We start from the raw sequence: 20,412 nt of genomic DNA, 5'->3' as shown, positions 1-20,412 counted from the left end.
GGCGTGCTGCCGGTCTGCTCGCCCCCGTCAATGGAAAGCGAACGCTCAATCCGCAATTTATGGCCTTCTGTGAACAATCGAAATCCGCCATATGAATGTGCAAGTACAGCGGGCCAGGGGATCAAAGAGGCATATCAACCGGCGAAACCCTCCTGCCCGCCGCTGGCGGCCATTGCCGCCGACGCCGGTTGCCTTTTTCAAGATTATCGAGGTTGGAACTTACGCCATGACCGAAGCCGCCCCCTCCTACGCCTTGACCCGTCCCGCCTATGTCGGCGGATCCCATCTTGTCGTTACCGATCTACCGCTCGTGTCGCGCTTCTACCAGGATATGCTTGGCCTGAAGGTCATCGAGAAGACGGCAAGCGGCGAGGTTTTGGGCGTCACCGGTCATCCCCTTCTGACGCTGACGACGGATCGGGCCGCGACGCGTGCACCGGCAACGGCCGCCGGCCTGTTCCACACCGCCTTCCTGATGCCGAGCCGCATCGAGCTGGCGCGCTGGCTTCGCCATGCCGCCCAAAACAATGTCGTGCTGGAAGGCGCTTCGGACCATATCGTCAGTGAAGCCATTTACCTGTCCGACCCGGAAGGCAATGGTATCGAGATCTATGCCGACCGGCCGCATGAGCAATGGACGTTTCACGATGACGGCACGGTCGAGATGGCAACGCTCCGGCTCGATCTGCAGAAGCTCTACGAAAGCGCCCCGCAGGATCGCTGGGACGGCATGGCAGAGGGCTCGGCCATCGGCCATATCCACCTGCAGGTCGGCGACGTGGCCGAAGCGAACGCCTTCTATCGCGACGTGCTCGGCATGAAGGTCATGGCGGCGCGCTATCCGGGCGCGACCTTCCTTGCCACCGGCGGCTATCACCATCATCTCGGCGCCAATACCTGGAACAGCCGGGGCGCCGGCGTGCGCAGCGAACATATGACCGGCCTTTCCGACTATACGCTGCGGTTCAACGACAAAGCTGCGCTCGATAAGGCAGCAGCGGCTCTGGAGAAGCACGAAATCAAGACCGAGAAACGTGATGGCGGCATATCGCTGCGCGACCCCTGGGGCATTGGGCTGAACCTGATCGCCTGATTTGCTTCTATTCGCTATCGCTTCATGCCCGTTACGGAACCGGAACAAGCCTTTCCGCGTTTAAATGGTGAGGCAATCGTGCCTTCAGGAACCCGCAGGGCATGGAAGTCGATAAGTTCGTCACGCAGCGATCGGAAGCAACAATTGTACGCGAAGGCAGGCCCGACGCGGAACGCAATGCATCCGACGATGACGGCGGCGAGGACAGTATTTTCGGCATGTCCCATGGCTGGAGGCGCAGCAGGCTTGATGTCGCCGCCTCCTGGGCTACCATAGGCATCTTCCTCATGTTCGCCTTGGCGGGCGTCTACATGATGTCGCTGATCCTCATTCCGGTGACGCTGGCGGTCGTCGTCGGCATGATTCTTGGGCTTGCGGCAGAAAAGCTCAGCAAGCTCGGCGTGCCTCGCGTTTTGAACGCTGTCCTCCTTTCATCGGGCGTCGCGCTGACTATCTTCCTCATTGTCAATGCGCTTGCCGGACCTGTGGCCACGCTCGCACAGGAGCTGCCCGATTTCGTCCAACGGACCTCCGACCGGCTGATGCCCTATCTCGGCCGTTTCAAATGGCTGCATATCTCGTCCGAAACATTTCAGGGCAGCCCTGTCTCGATCAGCACCGTGCTCGAAAACAGCGGCAATGTGCTGCACCTCGTATCCACGAGCCTCACGCCCGCAATCGTACAGATCCTGATCTTCTTTGCTGCCTTGCTGCTGTTCCTCGCCGGCAGGGTGAGCTTGCGCAAGACCATCATCATGACCTTTTCTACGAGAGCATCCCGCCTCGCTGCAATCCGCATCATCAATGCCGTAGAGCGGGTGCTCGGATTTTACTTCGCAACCGCTTCGTTGATCTATGTCGGGATCGGCGTGGCCATGACTGTTATCGCCTATGTAGGCGGCATGAGCCTGCCGATTCTCTGGGGCGTTTTCGCCTTTGTATCCAGCTTCATTCCGTTCCTTGGCGTGACCACGATGACGCTCTCGCTCGCGATCGCGGGCATCGTCACCCATTCGGATATCATTTTCGGTCTGGCACCGGCCGTAGCCTTCTTCGGGGTGCATATGGCCGTGGAAAACCTCGTCTTTCCCGCAATCATGGGACGCCAATTGGAGCTCAATCCCTTTATCGTCTTCCTTGCCATTATCTTCTGGACATGGATGTGGGGCGCCGTCGGCGCCATGCTGGCCCTGCCACTGTCTCTGATCGTCATGACGGTCATCGACGAGCTTTTCATCGAGGAAAAAGCCCAGCCGCAATTGCCGGGTTAGAGCATTGTCTTTTGCCGCTCCGCACGGAAAAGTGCCGCGCACTATTCCTGGAAATATTCGGGCCGGTCTGGCGATCAGTTCGTCGTGTCGTCATCGCCTTTTTCAGCGATATCCTGCAGGCGAACGAAATTAACGCCCTTTGCCTTTAGCGTAAGGATGCTGGCCGCTACCCCCTCACCCGCCGCGTGCGTCGGCTGATTGATATGGGAGATGATGACATCGCCATCCCTCGCGGAGGCATATTGCTTTTCCACCATCTTGGCCGGCAGCAGCGACCCACTGTCGCCATTCACGGAATAGCCGGCGATCCGATAGCCCATGCCGCGGATCTGCATGATGGCAGCGGGTGTGTATTTCGCGGTCGCGCCGCGGAACCAGCGCGGCTGCGGGATGCCTGCGGCAGTCATCGCATCGGCGCCGCCCTGAACTTCCTGGGCAACCGCCTGCGGCGAACCGGCGGCAGCAATGCCATAGACCTTGGTCGGGACATCGACAGCCGGGATATGGTTCTGCCCGTGGTTTTCCAGTTCGAAGAGATCAGGATGGGCAAGGAAAACCTTCAATGCGTCCGGATTGGTCCGAAGCCAGCGCGCGGTGACGAAGATGGTTGCCGGGATGCGCTGATCGACAAGCGTGCTCAAGATGCGCGGATCCGTCTTGCCCATGCAGGCATCGAAGGTAAGCGCAATGCGGGGTGTGCCCTTACCTGCACGATCGACGTGCAGATGTGGCTCGACGAGCTTGACCTTCGAAACCGGGGCCTTCGGCGGCAATTGCGGCCAACCGGCAGGCGGCTGCTCCGGCTGGGCGGCAAAAGCAAGCTTTGCGGCAAACAAGAGCATGGATGTCAGCAAAAGGCGTTTCATCAGGCGGCCACCGGATCGATCAAGCAAACGAAATCTGGCGGCAGGAAGATGATGCCATTCCCGGCCGCAATGCCCGCCATCATCCGGCAACACGCCGGAAATATGGCAGACTGGCGGGATTATGCCATTTCACATCGGAAATGCATCAGGCGTGAAACGGGCTTCAACCTCATCGCGTCTATGCTACGATTGATATGAGATTGGCGTGACACTATCTGCATATTTTTCCGTGCTCCCAAAGAGAGACATGTATGAGTCGCGATCCCTATGAAGTTTTGGGCGTAAAGCGGGACGCCCCGCAAAAGGATATTCAAAGCGCCTATCGCAAGCTTGCCAAGAAGCTGCATCCGGACCTCAACCCCGGCGACAAGCAAGCCGAGGACAAGTTCAAGGATGTCTCCTCAGCCTACGGCATCCTCGGCGACGAGGAGAAGCGTGCACGATTCGACCGCGGTGAAATCGACAACAGCGGCGCCGAACAGGCGCCGCGCAACTACTACCGTGATTATGCGGCACAGGAAGGCCATCGCGGTCCCTATCAGAATGCGGGCGGCTTTGCCGATTTCGGCGATGCCGACGATATATTTTCCAGCTTCTTCTCGCGGCGCAGCCGGGGCCAATCGCAAATGCAGGGTCAAGACCGTCATTACACGATGGAGGTCGATTTTCTCGACGCCATCAACGGTGCCAAGAAGCAGATCAGTCTGCCGGACGGCCCCGCCCTGGACGTTCAAATCCCGCCGGGAACACGTGATGGGCAGACGCTTCGGCTAAAGGGCAAGGGCGATCCAGGCTTCAACGGTGGCAAGCCCGGAGACGCACTGATTGCGGTGCGTGTCCGCCCGCACAGCGTCTACACTCGCGATGGCGACGATATCCGGATGGAAGTGCCGATTTCGCTGAGCGAGGCAGTGCTTGGCGGCAAGATCCGGGTTCCGACGCCATCCGGCGCAGTTACGGTGACGCTGCCGCCGAACTCCAATACGGGCAAAGTACTGCGTTTGAAGGGCAAGGGTGCCCCTGTCCGCGGCAAAGACAATGGCGATGCCTATGTCTCGCTGAAGATCGTCCTCCCAGAGGCGCCGGACCCCGAGCTGACGCGCTTCGTTTCCGAATGGGAGGCAGGCAAGGCGCAAGATCCCAGAAAGACCATGGGAGGATAAGCGATGAACGAGAACGAGTTTCGACTTCACCTCCGGATCGAAACCACGGTGTTGGAAGTCTGGATATCTCAGGGCTGGGTTGTCCCCGAAGTCACCGATCAGGGCCGCAACTTCCGTGACGCCGACATTGCCCGCGGCCGGCTCATCCTCGATCTCGCCAGCGCGATGGGCGTCAATGAGCCGGGCGTCGATGTCGTCATGGATCTAGTCGATCAGCTTCACAGCCTCAGGGCGACATTACGCGACCTGACGGATGCCGTATGCCGGCAGCCGCCCGATGTGCAGGACCACATCCTAGCGGAGCTAACCCGTGAGGAATCGCTGAGACGGCGATAAGGCAGCGAGCTAGCTCAGGATAGAACATGGCCGCCATGAAGTGATGTCCGGAGGCCCTTGGTGTCTCACCCGGACGCTCAATCGTAAAGATAATGCTCCTGCCAGGCGTCGCGCGGCACCTTGTCACCGATCTGATAGCTCAGATCGCGGACATGAATATGCTGCGGCCCGGTCACGCACGTATATGAGAGGTGATACCAGTCACCCTTGCTGCGAAAGACGGCGCCGGGCGCATTCATGGCATCCGGCTGCATATCCGGATCGCCGAATGTATAGGCGATCACCTTGTCCGGCTTGAAACCCGTCTTGTCCGTGCCGATCCGCTTCATGGCCTCTGCGTCGCACGCCTGTTCCATTCGTTCCGAGGGATCGAGCTTCTCCAACTGCTTCTTGATAGCCGCATCGACCGCGAAGGCGGAGGTGGCAATACTGGCCAATGGAATCAGGATGGCGAAGAGTTTCAGCATGAAGACCGGTCCCTTGCATTGTTTTGGATTTGAGTGCGTTCGCTCCATCGGAGAAGGCTGGTTGCCTTCGTGTCGACGCACTGTATGCCGACTTCGAGAAAGAATGTGGTCTCATCAAGGCACGCCCCGATGCGGCCTCCCACACGCTGCACGGTTCAGCAAGACTAATATCGGCTGCTTGCATGGAGCTTGAGGAACAGACTTGCCGCTTGAACCTCACGTCGCTGCCCTCTATTTCTCTCTTCACTTCACATCCGACTTTCACTCCAGAGAAAGCGCCCCTCGTGTCAGTTTTCAAGAATCTTCCCACCCCGCCTGCCGCTCCGAAGAAGCCGTTTACGGATACACGTCACGGCATCACCCGCACCGACGATTATGCGTGGCTGCGGGCCGACAACTGGCAGGCCATGTTCAAGGACCCGTCGATCCTGGCGGCGGAAATCCGGTCGCATCTGGAGGCGGAGAACGCCTACATGAACGCGGCGATGGCGGACACGAAAGAGCTACAGAAGGTTCTCTTCGGCGAAATGAAGGGCCGTATCAAGGAAGACGACAGTTCGATACCGATGAAGGATGGCCCCTATGCCTACGGCACGCTCTTCGTCACCGGCGGCGAGCAGCCCCACTTCTTCCGCGAACCGCGCAACGGCGGCGAACGCAAGCTGCTGCTGAATGGTGACAAGGAGAATGAGGGAAAATCCTATTTCCGTCTTTCAGGCCTCGATCATTCCTCCGATCACAGCCTCGGCATCTGGGGCTATGACGACAAGGGTTCGGAATATTTCACGCTGAAAATCCGCAATTTCGAGACCGGCGCAGATCTGCCCGACGTGATCGAGAATACCGGTGGCGACGCCGTATGGGCGCCCGACGGCAAGAGCTTCTTCTACACGCATCAGGACGAGAACCATCGCCCCTCGAAGATCTTCCATCACATCATAGGCACGCCGCAGTCGGACGACCGGCTCGTCTACGAGGAGGAGGATCCGGGCTTCTTCATGGGCGTCGGCGGCTCGCTGCTCGACGATTACATCTTCATCGATATCCACGATCACGAGACCAGCGAATACCGCATCATCCCGACCTCGGATCTCACCGCCGAGCCCAAGATCGTGGCCGAGCGCGAAACCGAGATCGAATATGAGATCAGCGAAGGCGGCGACGTCTTCTACATTCTCACCAATGACGGCGACGCCAAGGATTTCAAGATCATGGAAGCGCCGGCGAAGAACCCAGGCAAGGAAAACTGGCGTGAAGTCGTGCCGCATAAGCCGGGCACGCTGATCCTCAGCCATCTCGCCTATGCCCGCCATCTCCTCTGGCTGGAGCGCAAGGACGGCCTGCCGCGCATCATCATCCGCGACCGTCGTACCGGCGAGGAACACGCGATCGCCTTCGAGGAGGAGGCCTATGCGCTCGGCCTGCAGGGTGCGGCAGAATACGATACGGATGTCATCCGCTTCTCCTACTCCTCGATGACAACCCCGAGCCAGCTCTACGACTACAATATGGTGACGCGCGAGCGCACCCTGCTGAAAACGCAGGAAGTGCCCTCTGGCCACAATCCGGAAGACTATGTGACGCGCCGCGTCTTCGCACCCGCCTGGGATGGCGAGACCGTGCCGGTAACGCTGCTTTATCGCAAGGACACGCCTCTCGACGGCTCGGCCCCCTGTCTGCTCTATGGTTATGGCGCCTATGGCGTTACCATCCCGGCCGGCTTCAATACCAATTGCCTGTCGCTCGCCGATCGCGGCTTCGTCTATGCCATCGCCCATATCCGCGGCGGCAAGGACAAGGGCTTTGCCTGGTACGAAGACGGCAAGATGGAAAAGAAGACCAATACCTTCAAGGACTTCATCGCGGCCGCCGACTATTTGAATCAGGAGAAGTTCACTTCTTACGCGAAGATCATTGCCGAGGGCGGATCGGCCGGCGGCATGCTGATGGGGGCGATCGCCAACATGGCGCCGGAGAAGTTCGCCGGCATCATCGCCGCCGTGCCCTTCGTCGACGTGCTGAACACCATGCTCGACGACACGCTGCCGCTGACGCCGCCGGAATGGCCGGAATGGGGCAATCCGATCGAGAGCAAGGAAGAGTACGAGCAGATCGCCGCCTATAGTCCCTACGACAATGTCGGCGAGAAGCCCTACCCGCCGATCCTCGCGCTCGGCGGCCTCACCGATCCGCGCGTCACCTATTGGGAACCGGCCAAGTGGGTCGCCAAGCTGCGTGAGAAAACCACCAGCAATGCGCCTATTCTCCTGAAGACGAACATGGATGCCGGCCATGGCGGCGCTTCCGGCCGCTTCCAGCGGCTGGAGGAAGTGGCGTTCGAATACGCCTTCGCCGTCAAGGTCGCTGAAAAGATGTAAACGGAACGGCGGGAGGAAATCATGACCATCTTCGTCGCCCTGCTACGTGCCGTCAATGTCGGCGGTACCGGCATGCTGTCCATGACCGATCTCAAGGCGCTCTGCGAAGAGATCGGCCTCAAGGATGTGCGCACCTACATCCAGAGCGGCAATGTGGTCTTCCGCGCCGACGAGGACGAGGCAACGGTGCAGGCTCGGCTTGAAAAGGCACTGGCGGACAAGATGGGCAAGTCTCCGGGCGTGATCCTACGCAGCCGCGAGGCTCTGGAAAGGGCGGCTGATACTTCGCCCTTCCCGCATGCCAAGCCGAACTACCTGCTGGTGACTTTCCTGCAGGAGGCGGCACCGGAAGATGCACTCACCAAGCTCGTCGCACCCGGGGGCGAGGAAGTGCATATCGCCGGCCGCGAAATCTACGTGCATTACCCCGATGGCTCCGGGCGCTCGAAGCTGAAGCTGCCGGCCTTGAAGGCGGGCACGTCCAGAAATCTCAATACGGTGCGCAAGCTTGCGGAGATGGCACGGGAGCTGGAGGACAGCGGACTTTGAAATCGGCAACAGCAAAGCCGATTACGATATCCGCCTTGCGCCTCCCACGCACCGGCCCTACCTTAGGAGCATGAGCTCTCCTCTTCACGATGACACCGCGCTTCGGGCGCCTCCGATCGCCTTCGACAACAGCTACGTGCGCCTGCCGCCGCAGTTCTTTGCGGACCAGGCGCCGACGCCGGTTGCTGCGCCGCAGTTGATCAAGTTCAACGAGGTGCTGGCACGGGAACTCGGGCTGGATGTGGAGACGCTGAAGCAAAATGCGGCGGCAATCTTTTCGGGCAACGAGCTGCTGCCGGGATCGCAACCGATCGCCATGGCCTATGCCGGCCACCAGTTCGGCAATTTCGTTCCGCAGCTTGGCGATGGCCGCGCGATCCTGCTTGGCGAGGTGAAGGATCGCAACGGCAAGCGCCGGGACATTCAGCTCAAGGGTCCGGGACCGACGCCGTTTTCCCGCCGCGGCGATGGACGCGCCGCGCTTGGCCCGGTTCTGCGCGAATATATCGTCAGCGAGGCCATGCATGCGCTCGGCATTCCGACGACGCGGGCGCTCGCGGCCGTGACATCAGGCGAGCCTGTCTATCGCGAGGAAGTATTGCCCGGTGCGGTATTTACCCGCGTGGCGGCGAGCCATATCCGCGTCGGCACTTTCCAGTTCTTTGCGGCGCGGGGCGATACGGAGAGCGTGCGGACCCTGGCGGATCACGTCATTGCCAGGCATTACCCGGAAATCAGAGACCGCAAGAACCCTTATCTTGCACTGCTAGAAGCCGTGGCCGATCGGCAAGCTTCATTGATCGCGCGCTGGCTCCATGTCGGCTTCATCCATGGGGTGATGAACACCGACAATATGACCGTATCTGGCGAGACGATCGATTTCGGTCCCTGCGCCTTCATGGATGCCTACGATCCGGCGACCGTGTTCTCATCCATCGACCGCAACGGCCGCTATGCCTATGCCAATCAGCCAGCTATCGGCCAATGGAATCTTGCGCGCCTCGGCGAGACGCTGATCCCGCTGATCGACTCGTCCGTCGATGCGGCGATCGACCTGGCAAACACGGTCATCAAAGCCTATGGCGAACGCTTTCAGGCCTATTGGCTTGCCGGCATGCGCGCCAAGATCGGGCTTGTGAGCGAAGAGGACGGCGATCTGGACCTGATCCAGTCGCTGCTGGCGACGATGCAGCAGCAGAATGCGGATTTCACGCTGGCGTTTCGCCGCCTAGCCGCACTTGCCGGCGACGGGGACGGGGACGGGGACGGCGGCGATTTCGCCGCCACTTTCAACGATCCGCAATCTGTTGCGCCATGGCTGGAACGCTGGCGCGAGCGGCTTGCTCGCGATCCGCAGGCGCCGGCAGCGCGAGCTGAAGCGATGCGCAAGGTCAATCCGGCCTTCATTCCCCGCAATCACCGAATCGAGCAGGCCATCGAAGCTGCCGTTGAGGATGGTGACTTCTCGTTGTTTGAGGCCCTGCTGAAGGTGCTGGCAACTCCTTACCAGGATCAGCCTGCTTTTGCGCCTTATGCCGAACCGCCATTGCCGGCGGAACGAGTGCTCCAAACCTTTTGCGGCACCTGAGAAAGCTTGAGCACATAAGCTCCGGACAGGTTTGCAGAGTCATCGTCCCCGCAACCCATCGGGAGATATGACGATGAAAGTGCACAGCAGCACCCAAAATTATTTCAGCACGCCGATCCGCAGCCAGCAAAGCAGCGACAGTGACGACAGCACACCCTTCTCGCTGCCGGACGACGGCGACGGCCAGCAGGAGGATTCGCAGGGACCGTCCATCTCGTCCAGCGGCGTCCCCTCCTCGATTTCATCCGGCTTCTGGCTCAGCCAGTTCGGCAGCACGTCGTCTTCGACCTCGGCCGACGGCGGCGAGCAGGATAGCGTGGCGGCCGCGGACGGAAGCAGCTCGGCATCGTCAAGCGGGCAATCCGATCAGGACATTCTCGACGAGTTTGCCAAATGGGCGAACATGACGCCGGCTCAGAAGATCCGCGCGCAATATCTCGAGGCGCATGGCCTGACGGAAGATTCGTTCAAGTCCTTGCCGGCCGACGAGCAGAAGGCAATCAACGACCAGATTGCCGATGAGATCAAGCAGAAGCTCGGAGCCGGCAACACTGATGATGATAGCGATCAGGAAACGGACAGCGCAGCTGCGGCATTGGCGCTGGTCTAAGTCAATTGCCAAACCACTTGAAGACGATACGGACCTGATTCACATCTCTCTCTTATCGTCTTGTTTTCATTATCGATATCTCGCTATTGTCCGACCATGTCGACGACAATCTTGCCGATCTCAGCAAACACTGCCTCGACGTCCTTTGCAGGCGCAGTCGCCTCGGCAACAAAGGTCGTGACCAGGATCGCACCTCGGTCCGGCGGCCAGATGACGGCGATATCGGCATAGGAGCCGTTATTGCCGGTACCGGTCTTGTCGCCGACCTTCCATTCCTTCGGCAGGCCGGCCCGCAAGCGATTATTTCCCGTCGTATTGGCGACGAGCCAGTTGACCAGCTGCTCCCTCGATGTTTCCGACAACGTATTGCCGAGTGTCAGAAGGCCGATCGAATCCAGCATCGCATCCGGGGTCGTCGTGTCGCGCGGGTCGTCCTTGACGGCCTGGTTGACATCCGGCTCGTTGCGATCAAGGCGGGTCTCGGTGTCGCCTGTGGTGCGCAGCCACGAGGTCAAAGCGGCGGGTCCGCCGAAACTTTCGAGCAGAAGATTGCCAGCCGTATTGTCGCTCAGCGTGATTGCGGCTGCGCACAGCTCGGCAATGGTCATCCCATCGCCGTCGGCGTGCTTTTCTGTTTCCGGCGAATAGGTGACGATCTTGTCCTTGCCGTAGGTGACGCGGCGGTCGAGCTTTTCCGTGCCCTGATCGACGCGCGCCAGCACAAAGCCGGCAGCAAGCGCCTTGTAGGTGCTGCACAGGGGAAAATGCTCCTCCTCGCGATGGCCGAGAGAAATATTGGTTTCAGTGTCGAGTACGGAGACGCCGAGGCGGCCGCCGGTCTTCTTTTCCAGATCGGCAAGCTGCTTGTCGACATCGTCGGACAGCTGCGAATTATCCGGCGCTGCGCGGTCGCTTTCCATTCCCTGGCTGCCGGCGCCGGGCGCCGCCGAATTATCCGTTGTCACAGGCGTCTGGGGTGATGTGCCGCTATCCTGTGCAAAAAGCGCATCGGGGCCGAGCGTCAAGGCGGGAAGAAGCAGCGCCGAGCCTACCATGAGGCGGCGGCGGGTTAGCAATGTGGGCATGCGAGAGGCCTCCAGCAGAATCGGGCAGATTTTGGGCTATGCGAGGAATATGGCAAGCCTCTGACCTTACCGATTGCTAGCGGATTTTATGCAGCCTTGTCGACGGTAACTTCGACCGTTACATGCGAGAGCTCGTGAATACTGGCAAGCCGCGCCTTATAGAAAGAGGGCTCGCGCGAGACGGCTGTTGCGACCGCAACGATGGCCGCATGATGCCCGGGCCCAACCTGCCAGACATGCAGATCGGTAATCCGATCCTCGTCCGTTTCGATCGCCTCGCGGATCTCCTCAGGCAGATCCTCGCCTTGCGGAATGAAATCGAGGAGAACGGCGCCGGAAGCGCGCAGCAGGCTCCAGGCCCATTGCAGGATGACCAGGCCGCCGACGATGCCCATGACGGGATCGAGGAAGGTCCAGCCGAAACGGCTGCCAAGCAGCAGGGCAGCGATCGCCAGAACCGAGGTCATCGCATCGGCGATGACATGGACATAGACCGAGCGCAGATTGTTGTCCCTGCCACCTTTTTGGCCATGGTCGTGATGGTGATCGTCATGATGCTCATGATGATGGGCGTGATCGTGAGTATGGGCGTGGCCATGGCTGTGCCCATGGCCGGCGTGACCGTGGTGATGATGGCTGTGGTCGTCGCGCAGAAGCCATGCGCTGACGAGATTGACGATAAGGCCGACAACAGCAATTGCGATGGCCTCGCGGAAATTGATCGCCACCGGATCGAGCAATCTCAGTATGCTCTCCCAGCCCATGATCAGCGCGATCAGCGCCAACACGATCGCGCTGGCAAAGCCCGCGAGATCGCCGAACTTGCCGGTGCCGAAGGTGAAGCGTGCATTGTGCGCATGTCGGCGCGCGTAGAGATAGGCGAGCGCCGAGATCAGCATGGCGCTGACATGGGTCGACATATGCCAGCCATCGGCGAGCAGCGCCATCGAGCCGTAAATCGTGCCCGCGCCGATCTCGACCACCATCATGACGGCGGTCAGCGCGATGACGAGCCAGATACGGCGCTCATTGCGCTGATGATCGGAGCCCAGAAAAACGTGGCTGTGGCCCATTTCGGAGGAAATGCTCATGACTTTACTTTCTCGTTGTTCGTCTGACGCTGTCACCGCAGATAGGTCTTCAGCACGTCGGCTATCTCATCGACTGCCTGCCGGCGGGCCTCTTCGCTTTCGGCATGGAGCACATGCTCCTGCAGATGGTCCTCCAGAACCTCCCCGGTTAGCCCCGTCAGGGCGCCGCGAATGGAGGCGAGCAACTGCAAGACTTCTCCGCAGGGACGCTCGGCCTCGAGCGCCCGCTCCACCGCTTCCATCTGCCCTTTGAGGCGGCGGACGCGTGAGAGGAGCTTGGCTTGCTGACGAATGGTATGGGACATCGTGGCCTCGATTATAATATAGGGGGGTATAGTATCTATGATGGCAAATTGGAAGCACCTTCTTGCGGCGACTGCCTGGGCAATGAGAAAGCCGGAGGACTATCCTGGAATGATTAGCCCCTACCTGGCCTTGCATTTTTGCGATGATGGCCGCATATATTGCTCTAGAGACTAGAGGTATTGGAGCCGCTTAATGCTGACCATCGGCGATCTATCGAGACATACCGGCGTTAAAGTACCGACGATCCGCTATTACGAGCAGATGGGCCTGATATCGGAACCGGAACGCAGCGAAGGCAATCAGCGGCGTTATTCCAAAGCCGATCTTGAACGCCTCGCCTTTATCAGACATGGCCGTGACTTGGGTCTGACGATCGATGCCATCAAGGAGCTGATCTCGCTCAGCCAACATCCGGACCGCCCCTGCGTCGGCGCCGACCGTATCGCCAAGGAACATCTGGATGACGTTCGCACCAAGATCGCACGGCTGAAGAAGCTGGAGCACGAGCTGGAGCGCATCGTCTCGCATTGCGACGGCCATAGCATCGAAGACTGCTATGTGATCCGCGCGCTTTCCGATCACGGCCTATGCGAACACGAGCACTGAGCCCCCATTGACAAATACGCTGAACCGGATCATTGATGCGCCCATGATCACGAACGCGCTCCATAATTGCTCGTATTTTTGGCTGTACCTGTAACGGGCGGCCAAGACAGATCATATTGTCAACAAAGCCGCCGTCAGGCGGCTTTGTTGTATCGGCAGCGTCCTGACGGCTCATTCAAAAAACAAGGACGCAAAATGCCATGCTAGACGATAGCGACATCTCACTTCTCCGCCCTCCGGTTCTGACCATCCGCAATGCCCAGCCACGCGACCTGCCTGAGCTCAACGACATGATCCGGCTGCTGGCCGCCCATCATGGCGACCCCTCCGGCACGACACCCGAACAGCTCGAGCGCGATCTCTTCGGTCCTATGCCGTGGATCACGGCGCTTGTTGCCGAAGGCGAACAGGGGCTGATCGGCTACGCCATCCTCGTGCCGCTCTACAAGGCGCAAGAGGGACAGCGAGGCATGGATCTGCACCATCTCTTCGTGCGCGACGGCCATCGCGGCCATGGCGTCGGGCAGCATCTCGTCGACCGCGCCCGCGATATCGCCCGCAAGGCGGGCTGCAGCTATCTTTCGGTCGGCGCTGCGACGGGGAATTTCCAGGCCCACCGCTTCTACGAAAACATGGATTTCAAGCCGCGTCCGGTCACCGGCATGCGCTACCTTCAGGCTCTGGCCTGATGCCGGCCTTTAAGAGGATCGCCGTCTGACGCTCGATGTTAGCGATCGATGGCGATCCCGCGGCCGGCAAAGAACCTCTCGAATATCTCCAGCGGCATTTCGGCATTCTCGCGCGTCGCATCGATGTGGCCGGATGGATTGTGGAAGCGGATATTATTGCCGTCGATGGCCGTCACCAGCACCAGATGGCCACCTTTGGCCGGCGGTTCGGTCTCGGGCCAGCGGATCGAATGATGCACCGACGCGATGAAATACTCCGATTGCGCGAGGATATCGGCGATGTCAGTGACGGAAATGCCGGTGACGACGCGAGCATTCAGACCGAAGCGATCCCGAACGAATGGGACGAACGGCGCATAGATCAATCCCTTGATCCGGCCATCCGCCTCCTCGACATAGCCGCCATATTCCCAGCAACCCATGGCCAGATCCATGATAGGGATGGTTTTGCCGGTGCGGGCGGCGAGCACCATCTTCAGGCAGGCCATGCCGCAGAGATTGCCGGCCCAGCGGGCATAATCCTCGACGCTGCTTGCGCCGGATGACGCCCAGAGCGGGTCCTTCAGCAAGGCCGATTGTGCACCCTCGGCGACGACCGCCAGCGTCATGTCAGGCGTTTCCCATTGGCTGAAATAAGGAACCTTCCGCGCCACCCTTGCGTCCACGACCACCCTCTCCTGTTGCCGAATCCCATGGCTACAAGCTTGATCGGAAATGCGCTAGAAAAATGGCTGTCGACTTCGATCTGCAACTGGAGATGCGACTTGGAATAGCGGTTCACATTCGATGGCGTCGCCGGCCTCTACAATGCTTCCCGCCCGCTCTATCCCGATGCGCTTTTTGCCAATGTCATCGATTTTGCCAGGCTGGAAGCCAAGGATCAGGTCCTCGAAATCGGCTGCGGCACCGGACAAGCGACAGAGAGCTTTGCTCGCCGTGGCCTCTCCGTTCTCGCGCTTGATCCCGGCGCAGAACTGATCGCAGTTGCGCAGGAAAGATTGGCGGAATTTCCGCGAGTGCGGTTCGAGCAAACCACCTTCGAAGCATGGCCGGGCGAGCCGGAGAGCTTCAGGCTGATATTCGCGGCACAATCCTTCCATTGGGTTTCGCCGGAACTGCGCTTCGCCCGGACGGCCGCCCTCCTCGCGCCGGAAGGAACACTCGCCGTCTTCGGCAATGTGCCGATGAAGCCGGAATCGCCGCTGTCAGAAAAGTTCGCGGGGATCTACGCTCGCCATGCCCCACAGCTTGCCGGCCCGCCCGTGGAGGCCTGGTATTTGCCTGATGGCCCTTTTGCTCGGGAGCTGAAGCAATCAGACCACTTTGAAGCTCCGGTACACCACCATTATTCCTGGGGTCGGTCGCACACTGCGCAGAGCTATACGGACCTCTTGCGAACGCTCTCCAGCTACCGGCTTTTGAGCGAGGATCGGAGAGAAGCGCTGCTTTTCGAGCTTGCCGATGCGATAAACACACACGGCGGCAAATTCGAGCTGCATTACGAAACGCATCTCTATCTCGCCAGACGCGCGGGCGCGGTTTGAGCATCTTGCGGCTTACTTCGCCGGTAGCGCCTTGAGATAGGCCGCGATCGCCTCGCGGTCGGTCGCAGGCAGGTGGGCGATGTTTTGCTGGACTTCGGCCATGGAACCGCCGGCCGAGTCATAGTCCGGGGTGAAGCCGGTCTCGAGGTAGTTGGCGATATCGCCGGCGCTCCAGTTGCCGATTGCCTTGGAGCCCGGGGTAATATCTGGGATCTGGCCCTTGCCCTCCGGATTGGGCGCGCCCGCCAGCCATTGGCCGCTCACGAAGCCGCCGAGGCTGTCACGTGGCGTATGGCATTCGCCGCAATGTCCCGGCCCTTCGACAAGATACTGACCACGCTTGACCTTCTCGTCGGCACTGGCAAGCACGATGCGCGGCTGATCGTTGAGATATAGGAACTTCCAGCCGCCCAGCGCGAGCCGGATATTGAAGGGAAAGGGCAGCTCATGCGGCGGAACGACATTGTCGCTTTTCGGCAGCGTCTTCAGGAAGGCCCAGAGATCGTTGATGTCCTTGTCGCTCATGCGGGTATAGGAGCCGTAGGGAAAGGACGGATAGAGGTGCTCGCCGTTTTTGCCGACGCCGCGCTTCATGGCATTGCCGAAATCGGCCAGCGTCCAGCTGCCAAGCCCCGCCTTCTCATCCGGCGAGATATTCGGGACATGGAAGGTTCCGAATGGGCTGGTAAGGGCGAGACCACCCGAAAGCACCAGCTTGGCATCGCCCTGGACGCCGGGTGCCGCATGACAGCTCGTACAGCCGCCGGCCCAGAAGACCAGCTGACCGTTTTTAACATCTGGGTCACCGAGATTGGCCCAATGGCTGGCGGGCAAGGGCGACGGCGCGGTGATGACATAGAATGCACCACCGCCGAGAATGATCACGCCAAAAAGGCAAAGCAGCCACCGAATAAACCGCGCCATCATTCCACCCCTTAGCCCAGCTCCAAAGCCAAAAGCCTCCGCAGCGGTAGAATTGTGCGGAGGCCAAAATCGATATTCAAACTAGGCCGACCTACCGCTAGTCCTTCTTGATGCGATAGGCCTGGTGACAGGCGCCGCAGCTGCCGCCGAGGGTCTTCAGCGTCGCGCCGACGCCGGCCTTATCGGCGGGGAGCTGGGCGAGCGCCGTCTCGGCATCGGTGGAAAGCTTGGCGGCATGCGCCTTGAAGTCATCGAGATTGTCCCAAATCTTCGGATTGACCTCGGGATCGGTCTTGTCGCTCTGCGGATTGAACTGATCCGGAAACGCCTTGGCGGTTTCGGCGATCGTCGTCAGAGATGCCTTGACGATGTCGGCGTCATAGGGCTTGTCGCCCTTGGCAATCGCGCCGAGAGCACCCGCTGCGCCTCCGATCTTCTTCATCATGCCGATGCGGGTGTCATGCGTGCCGTCGGCCGCGACGACCGAACCCAATGCGATGCCGGCCAGAGCCGTCGCCATCACAATCGCTTTCCACTTCATTTCGTTCTCCTACCTCTTCGCAAATGGTTCGGACCGCTTGCGCGGCCGGGCGCATGATTACGGCGACATGTTTGCCGGTTTCCTTTCCGGCAATGAAGTCACAAAGTAGTGAGATGCAAGTGAAATCAGTGTCATGCTACCGACACACTCATTCGCCGCTTCAGCCCTCACGCTAATTTCAAGCCCTCCCAGACAGTAAACACCGAAACTGCGACAAGCAGCAGCCCGGCTGCGCGGCCCGCAAAGGCAGTTGCTCTGGGATTGGCAACCAGCAGCTCGCGACTGCGCCCTGCCGTGATGGCAAGTCCGCCATAGACGGCAAATTGCGTTGCGATGGTCATGGCTCCCATGATGACGGCCTGTATCCACATCGGGCCGTAATCCGGCTTCAGGAATTGCGGGTACACGGCAAAGATGAAGAGATAGGCCTTGGGATTGATGAGGCAAGTCAATGCCCCCTGCCGGAAGGCTTTCCAGGCGGAGCGGCTGCCAGCAGGCCCACTCTCCCCAACGGTTATGGAGCTGCGCATCAGCGTATAGCCGATGTAAGCCATGTAAGCTCCGCCGATCACAAGCAGCGGATTGAAGAGAACGGGCACGAAATGCGTGAGCAGGCCGATGCCGATGGCACCGTTCAGCGAATGCACCGCGCCGCCCAGCATGATGCCGCCCGTCGCGGCAAGGCCGCGGTTGCTGCCGCCGGCGAGGGAATTGGCGAGCACGAACAGCATGTCCATGCCCGGTACGATTATGATGCCCAAAAGAAGGATGAAGAAGAGCCAGAGATTTTCTGCGTAACCCATGTCAGTTGCCTATCGAGCTCTCCATGGAAACAGGAGAGGAAATGGTTGATTTTCAAGTGAATAGGCGGCTTTATAAATCGAGCCAACTGACGGGGTATTGTCAGTAGCCTTATCTTTGGGACAAGAAATGCGTAAGGCATCGCGCCTGTTCGAGATCATCCAGATCCTGCGGCTGGCAAAGCGGCCGGTGACGGGGGCCGACATTGCCGCCCGGCTGGAGGTGACGGTGCGTTCGGTTTATCGCGATATCGCCGCGTTACAGGCGATGCGAGTGCCGATCGAGGGTGAGCGCGGCATCGGCTACATCTTGCGGCCCGGCTTCGACTTGCCGCCGCTGATGTTTTCCATCGAGGAGATGGAGGCGATCGTGCTGTCGCTGGCGCTGCTGGAACGCACCGGCGATGCCGAGCTCAAGCAGGCGGCCAAGCGCGTCACCGCCAAGATCGCCGGCGTCGTGCCGCCACCGCTACGTCAGACCCTCGATGCCAATGCGCTGCATGCCTGGGGCTTTGCCGCGCCTTCGGCCGCGGCGATCGACCTCTCGCTGGTTCGTCGCGCCATTCGCGACGAGGAAAAGCTGGACCTTGCCTATCGTGACGAGCTCGGCCGCGCCACGGAACGCATCATCCGGCCGATCGCGTTGATCTATTATGCCGAAACGGCCAACGTCGTCGCCTGGTGCGAGCTGCGCCAGGCTATCCGCAACTTCCGCAGCGATCGGATCGAAGGCTGCGAGGCGACGGGATTATGGTTCAAGGGCGAAGGCGACGGTTTGAGGCAGATCTGGGTGAATGGCTGGCAGACAAACACCCCAGCCGCCGCCGGCTGAGGCGTTGGCAACATCGATCGCAAGGCCAGATCCTGTAAACCAGACAACCTCATCTCCCATCCGCATGCCGCAGCGGAATAGGTTCAGCGTAGCGCCAGGGTTCGGCTCGTCTCGCGGCCAAAGCCGCTGATTTCGAGCCGGTCCTCACAGACCGAGACAATCGCGTAGGCGCTCGTGTCTTCGGTGTCCACCATGCCCTTGAAGTTAACGAAGTAAGTGCCATCCGACACGCCGAAATTGCCGGCATGATTGTGACCGTTAAGGTAAGCGACGACATGGCCATGCTCTGCCAAAAGGGCCAGCAAGCGGTCGCTGTTCAGGGCATTATGTCCATTCTCTGGGAAGACGGGATAGTGGTTCATGACGATGACCTTCTCGCCTGCCGCCTTTGCTTCCTTGAGTTTCGCGGCGAGCCAGTCATATTGTGTGTCGCCGATCGCCCCGTTCCAGCGCTGGCCATTGAGCGCGCCGGCGATCTCCAGCGCCTTCATCAGATCCTTCGCCTCCTGCCGCCGCGGATCGCCTTCCGGCGGGGCAAAGACGCTGATTTCATTGCCGTCAAGCGCGATGAAGCGATAGCCGGAAAGGCTGAAATCGTAATAGGGCGACGGCATGCCGACCCGCGCCGGCACCGTGCCGAGATGTTGCGGAGCAACGGCGAAATCATGGTTGCCGAGCAGGAAATGCTTGCGATGACGCAAGGCTTGGTAGACCGGCAAAACGGCGTCGAAGCTCTTCCATTCGCGGTCGATGATATCGCCGAGCGTGACGACGAAGGCGAGATCGTGCCGATTGAACTCCTCGATCGCCGCTCGAAGTTTGTCGAGACTGTTCGCGGGATAGCGATTGAGGGTGAGATTGGGCGCGAGATCGGCATATTGCGGATCGGCGATGACACCAAAGCGGAAGAGCGGTGCTGATGGCATTCAGCCTCCTGTGGCGATCTCCTGGGCCGCCAAGCGGCACACGGATATATCAATAAGGCTGCTCATAAGAAAACACCCGACGCCAGAAAGACGCCGGGTGCGAAAGCCAGCCTGTGCGGCGAACTTACTTCGTAGCGGCTTCGTAGCGCTCCAGGACGTAATCCCAGTTGATAAGGCTGTCGATGAAGGCTTCGAGGTACTTCGGACGCAGGTTTCGGTAGTCGATGTAGTAGGAATGTTCCCATACGTCGACGCCGAGGATTGGGTCGGCGCCGTGAACGAGCGGGTTTTCGCCGTTCGGGGTCTTGGAGATTTCCAGCTTGCCGTTCTTAACGGAAACCCATGCCCAGCCGGAGCCGAACTGCGTTGCGCCGGCAGCAGCGAAATCGGCCTTGAACTTGTCGTAGCCGCCGAGATCGGAAGCAAACGCTGCTTCGAGCTTGCCCGGCAGCTTGTTGCCGCCGCCGCCCTTCTTCATCCACTTCCAGAAATGGATGTGGTTGTAGTGCTGGGCAGCATTGTTGAAGAGGCCGGCATTGGTGCCGAAGGACTTCTTCACGATTTCTTCGAGCGAAAGATCGGCAAGACCTGCTTCTGCAGCGAGCTTGTTGCCGTTGTCGACATAGGCCTTGTGGTGCTTGTCGTGGTGATATTCGAGGGTCTCACGCGACATGAAGGGCGAAAGTGCATCGTAATCATAAGGAAGTTCAGGCAATTCGAAAGCCATGGTCATATCTCCTCTTGGCA

The 20,412-nt window shown here is 59.9% G+C and carries 23 protein-coding genes; 12 read left to right on the top strand and 11 right to left on the bottom strand.

Translation table 11 applies throughout. The features are described from left to right. Nucleotides 1-226: 226 nt before the first annotated feature. Together FHT85_RS10450 and FHT85_RS10445 are read left to right on the top strand one after the other, a co-directional pair. On the top strand, nucleotides 227-1,093 hold the full coding sequence (locus FHT85_RS10450) for a VOC family protein (RefSeq protein WP_112335617.1): 867 nt from the start codon (nucleotides 227-229) through the stop codon (nucleotides 1,091-1,093). Nucleotides 1,094-1,194: 101 nt separating this feature from the next. After that, nucleotides 1,195-2,364, top strand: a complete 1,170-nt coding sequence (locus FHT85_RS10445) for an AI-2E family transporter (protein ID WP_112412350.1) — start codon at nucleotides 1,195-1,197, stop codon at nucleotides 2,362-2,364. Between the two features lie 74 nt (nucleotides 2,365-2,438). Here FHT85_RS10445 and FHT85_RS10440 read toward each other — a convergent pair whose 3' ends face one another. Next, entirely contained in the window at nucleotides 2,439-3,230 is a 792-nt protein-coding gene (locus FHT85_RS10440) for a polysaccharide deacetylase family protein (RefSeq protein WP_112412477.1), read from the bottom strand. Between the two features lie 251 nt (nucleotides 3,231-3,481). Here FHT85_RS10440 and FHT85_RS10435 point away from each other — a divergent pair, with 251 nt between their 5' ends. Together FHT85_RS10435 and FHT85_RS10430 are read left to right on the top strand one after the other, a co-directional pair. Further along, nucleotides 3,482-4,393, top strand: a complete 912-nt coding sequence (locus tag FHT85_RS10435; RefSeq protein ID WP_112412351.1) for a DnaJ C-terminal domain-containing protein — start codon at nucleotides 3,482-3,484, stop codon at nucleotides 4,391-4,393. 3 nt (nucleotides 4,394-4,396) lie between these two features. Further along, nucleotides 4,397-4,729 (top strand): chaperone modulator CbpM, encoded by a 333-nt coding sequence (locus FHT85_RS10430; protein WP_112398204.1) that lies wholly within the window; start codon nucleotides 4,397-4,399, stop codon nucleotides 4,727-4,729. Nucleotides 4,730-4,806: 77 nt separating this feature from the next. Here FHT85_RS10430 and FHT85_RS10425 read toward each other — a convergent pair whose 3' ends face one another. After that, the gene (locus FHT85_RS10425) at nucleotides 4,807-5,196 is read right to left on the bottom strand and encodes a DUF930 domain-containing protein (RefSeq protein ID WP_112335613.1); all 390 of its coding nucleotides are present in this window, start codon (nucleotides 5,194-5,196) and stop codon (nucleotides 4,807-4,809) included. A gap of 284 nt (nucleotides 5,197-5,480) precedes the next feature. Between FHT85_RS10425 and FHT85_RS10420 the strand changes: the two genes are divergently transcribed. The 4 genes from FHT85_RS10420 to FHT85_RS10405 all read left to right on the top strand — a co-directional run bounded on the left by FHT85_RS10420 (nucleotide 5,481) and on the right by FHT85_RS10405 (nucleotide 10,321). Further along, the gene (locus FHT85_RS10420; RefSeq protein ID WP_112398205.1) at nucleotides 5,481-7,574 is read left to right on the top strand and encodes a S9 family peptidase; all 2,094 of its coding nucleotides are present in this window, start codon (nucleotides 5,481-5,483) and stop codon (nucleotides 7,572-7,574) included. Nucleotides 7,575-7,595: 21 nt separating this feature from the next. Continuing rightward, nucleotides 7,596-8,123, top strand: coding sequence for a DUF1697 domain-containing protein (locus tag FHT85_RS10415; RefSeq protein WP_112335611.1), 528 nt, complete (start codon nucleotides 7,596-7,598; stop codon nucleotides 8,121-8,123). A 70-nt stretch (nucleotides 8,124-8,193) separates the two neighbouring features. Then, nucleotides 8,194-9,711: a protein adenylyltransferase SelO gene (locus FHT85_RS10410; RefSeq protein ID WP_112398206.1), complete on the top strand. Its 1,518-nt coding sequence runs from the start codon at nucleotides 8,194-8,196 to the stop codon at nucleotides 9,709-9,711. 73 nt (nucleotides 9,712-9,784) lie between these two features. Beyond that, a complete protein-coding gene (locus FHT85_RS10405) occupies nucleotides 9,785-10,321 on the top strand; it encodes a hypothetical protein (protein ID WP_112398207.1) in 537 nt (178 codons plus the stop codon). Nucleotides 10,322-10,404: 83 nt separating this feature from the next. Here FHT85_RS10405 and bla read toward each other — a convergent pair whose 3' ends face one another. The 3 genes from bla to dmeR all read right to left on the bottom strand — a co-directional run bounded on the left by bla (nucleotide 10,405) and on the right by dmeR (nucleotide 12,802). Beyond that, nucleotides 10,405-11,406, bottom strand: a complete 1,002-nt coding sequence (bla, locus tag FHT85_RS10400; protein WP_112412352.1) for a class A beta-lactamase — start codon at nucleotides 11,404-11,406, stop codon at nucleotides 10,405-10,407. 86 nt (nucleotides 11,407-11,492) lie between these two features. Next, nucleotides 11,493-12,497: a CDF family Co(II)/Ni(II) efflux transporter DmeF gene (gene dmeF, locus FHT85_RS10395; protein WP_112412353.1), complete on the bottom strand. Its 1,005-nt coding sequence runs from the start codon at nucleotides 12,495-12,497 to the stop codon at nucleotides 11,493-11,495. A gap of 32 nt (nucleotides 12,498-12,529) precedes the next feature. Next, nucleotides 12,530-12,802 carry a Ni(II)/Co(II)-sensing transcriptional repressor DmeR gene (gene dmeR, locus FHT85_RS10390; RefSeq protein WP_112412354.1) on the bottom strand — a complete coding sequence of 91 codons (273 nt, stop codon included), beginning with the start codon at nucleotides 12,800-12,802 and terminating at the stop codon, nucleotides 12,530-12,532. Between the two features lie 193 nt (nucleotides 12,803-12,995). On the opposite strand from dmeR, the gene FHT85_RS10385 reads away from it, so the two are divergent. Beyond that, nucleotides 12,996-13,409 carry a MerR family transcriptional regulator gene (locus tag FHT85_RS10385; protein ID WP_112412355.1) on the top strand — a complete coding sequence of 138 codons (414 nt, stop codon included), beginning with the start codon at nucleotides 12,996-12,998 and terminating at the stop codon, nucleotides 13,407-13,409. Nucleotides 13,410-13,609: 200 nt separating this feature from the next. After that, complete coding sequence (locus FHT85_RS10380) at nucleotides 13,610-14,098, top strand: GNAT family N-acetyltransferase (RefSeq protein WP_112340329.1); 489 nt, start codon at nucleotides 13,610-13,612, stop codon at nucleotides 14,096-14,098. Between the two features lie 38 nt (nucleotides 14,099-14,136). On the opposite strand, the gene FHT85_RS10375 is transcribed toward FHT85_RS10380, so the two are convergent. Continuing rightward, complete coding sequence (locus tag FHT85_RS10375) at nucleotides 14,137-14,763, bottom strand: C39 family peptidase (RefSeq protein WP_312861334.1); 627 nt, start codon at nucleotides 14,761-14,763, stop codon at nucleotides 14,137-14,139. Between the two features lie 186 nt (nucleotides 14,764-14,949). Here FHT85_RS10375 and FHT85_RS10370 point away from each other — a divergent pair, with 186 nt between their 5' ends. Further along, nucleotides 14,950-15,642 (top strand): class I SAM-dependent methyltransferase, encoded by a 693-nt coding sequence (locus FHT85_RS10370; RefSeq protein ID WP_312861338.1) that lies wholly within the window; start codon nucleotides 14,950-14,952, stop codon nucleotides 15,640-15,642. A 12-nt stretch (nucleotides 15,643-15,654) separates the two neighbouring features. On the opposite strand, the gene FHT85_RS10365 is transcribed toward FHT85_RS10370, so the two are convergent. The 3 genes from FHT85_RS10365 to FHT85_RS10355 form a co-directional block, all read right to left on the bottom strand. Continuing rightward, nucleotides 15,655-16,569 (bottom strand): c-type cytochrome, encoded by a 915-nt coding sequence (locus tag FHT85_RS10365; RefSeq protein WP_112412357.1) that lies wholly within the window; start codon nucleotides 16,567-16,569, stop codon nucleotides 15,655-15,657. Between the two features lie 94 nt (nucleotides 16,570-16,663). Next, nucleotides 16,664-17,107: a c-type cytochrome gene (locus FHT85_RS10360; protein WP_112412358.1), complete on the bottom strand. Its 444-nt coding sequence runs from the start codon at nucleotides 17,105-17,107 to the stop codon at nucleotides 16,664-16,666. A gap of 167 nt (nucleotides 17,108-17,274) precedes the next feature. Then, nucleotides 17,275-17,910: a LysE family translocator gene (locus FHT85_RS10355; RefSeq protein ID WP_112412359.1), complete on the bottom strand. Its 636-nt coding sequence runs from the start codon at nucleotides 17,908-17,910 to the stop codon at nucleotides 17,275-17,277. Nucleotides 17,911-18,037: 127 nt separating this feature from the next. Between FHT85_RS10355 and FHT85_RS10350 the strand changes: the two genes are divergently transcribed. Continuing rightward, nucleotides 18,038-18,739 carry a helix-turn-helix transcriptional regulator gene (locus tag FHT85_RS10350; protein WP_112412360.1) on the top strand — a complete coding sequence of 234 codons (702 nt, stop codon included), beginning with the start codon at nucleotides 18,038-18,040 and terminating at the stop codon, nucleotides 18,737-18,739. A gap of 83 nt (nucleotides 18,740-18,822) precedes the next feature. Here the strand turns inward: FHT85_RS10350 and FHT85_RS10345 are convergent, their stop codons facing one another. Beyond that, a complete protein-coding gene (locus FHT85_RS10345) occupies nucleotides 18,823-19,665 on the bottom strand; it encodes a metallophosphoesterase (RefSeq protein ID WP_112412361.1) in 843 nt (280 codons plus the stop codon). Between the two features lie 124 nt (nucleotides 19,666-19,789). Further along, nucleotides 19,790-20,392 (bottom strand): superoxide dismutase, encoded by a 603-nt coding sequence (locus FHT85_RS10340; protein WP_015339177.1) that lies wholly within the window; start codon nucleotides 20,390-20,392, stop codon nucleotides 19,790-19,792. Nucleotides 20,393-20,412: the final 20 nt, after the last annotated feature.

This window comes from Rhizobium sp. BK312, from assembly GCF_014193605.1.
GTDB lineage: Bacteria > Pseudomonadota > Alphaproteobacteria > Rhizobiales > Rhizobiaceae > Rhizobium.
Note: the sequence above shows the minus strand (reverse complement) of the source record. Positions and strands in the feature narration are given on the sequence as shown.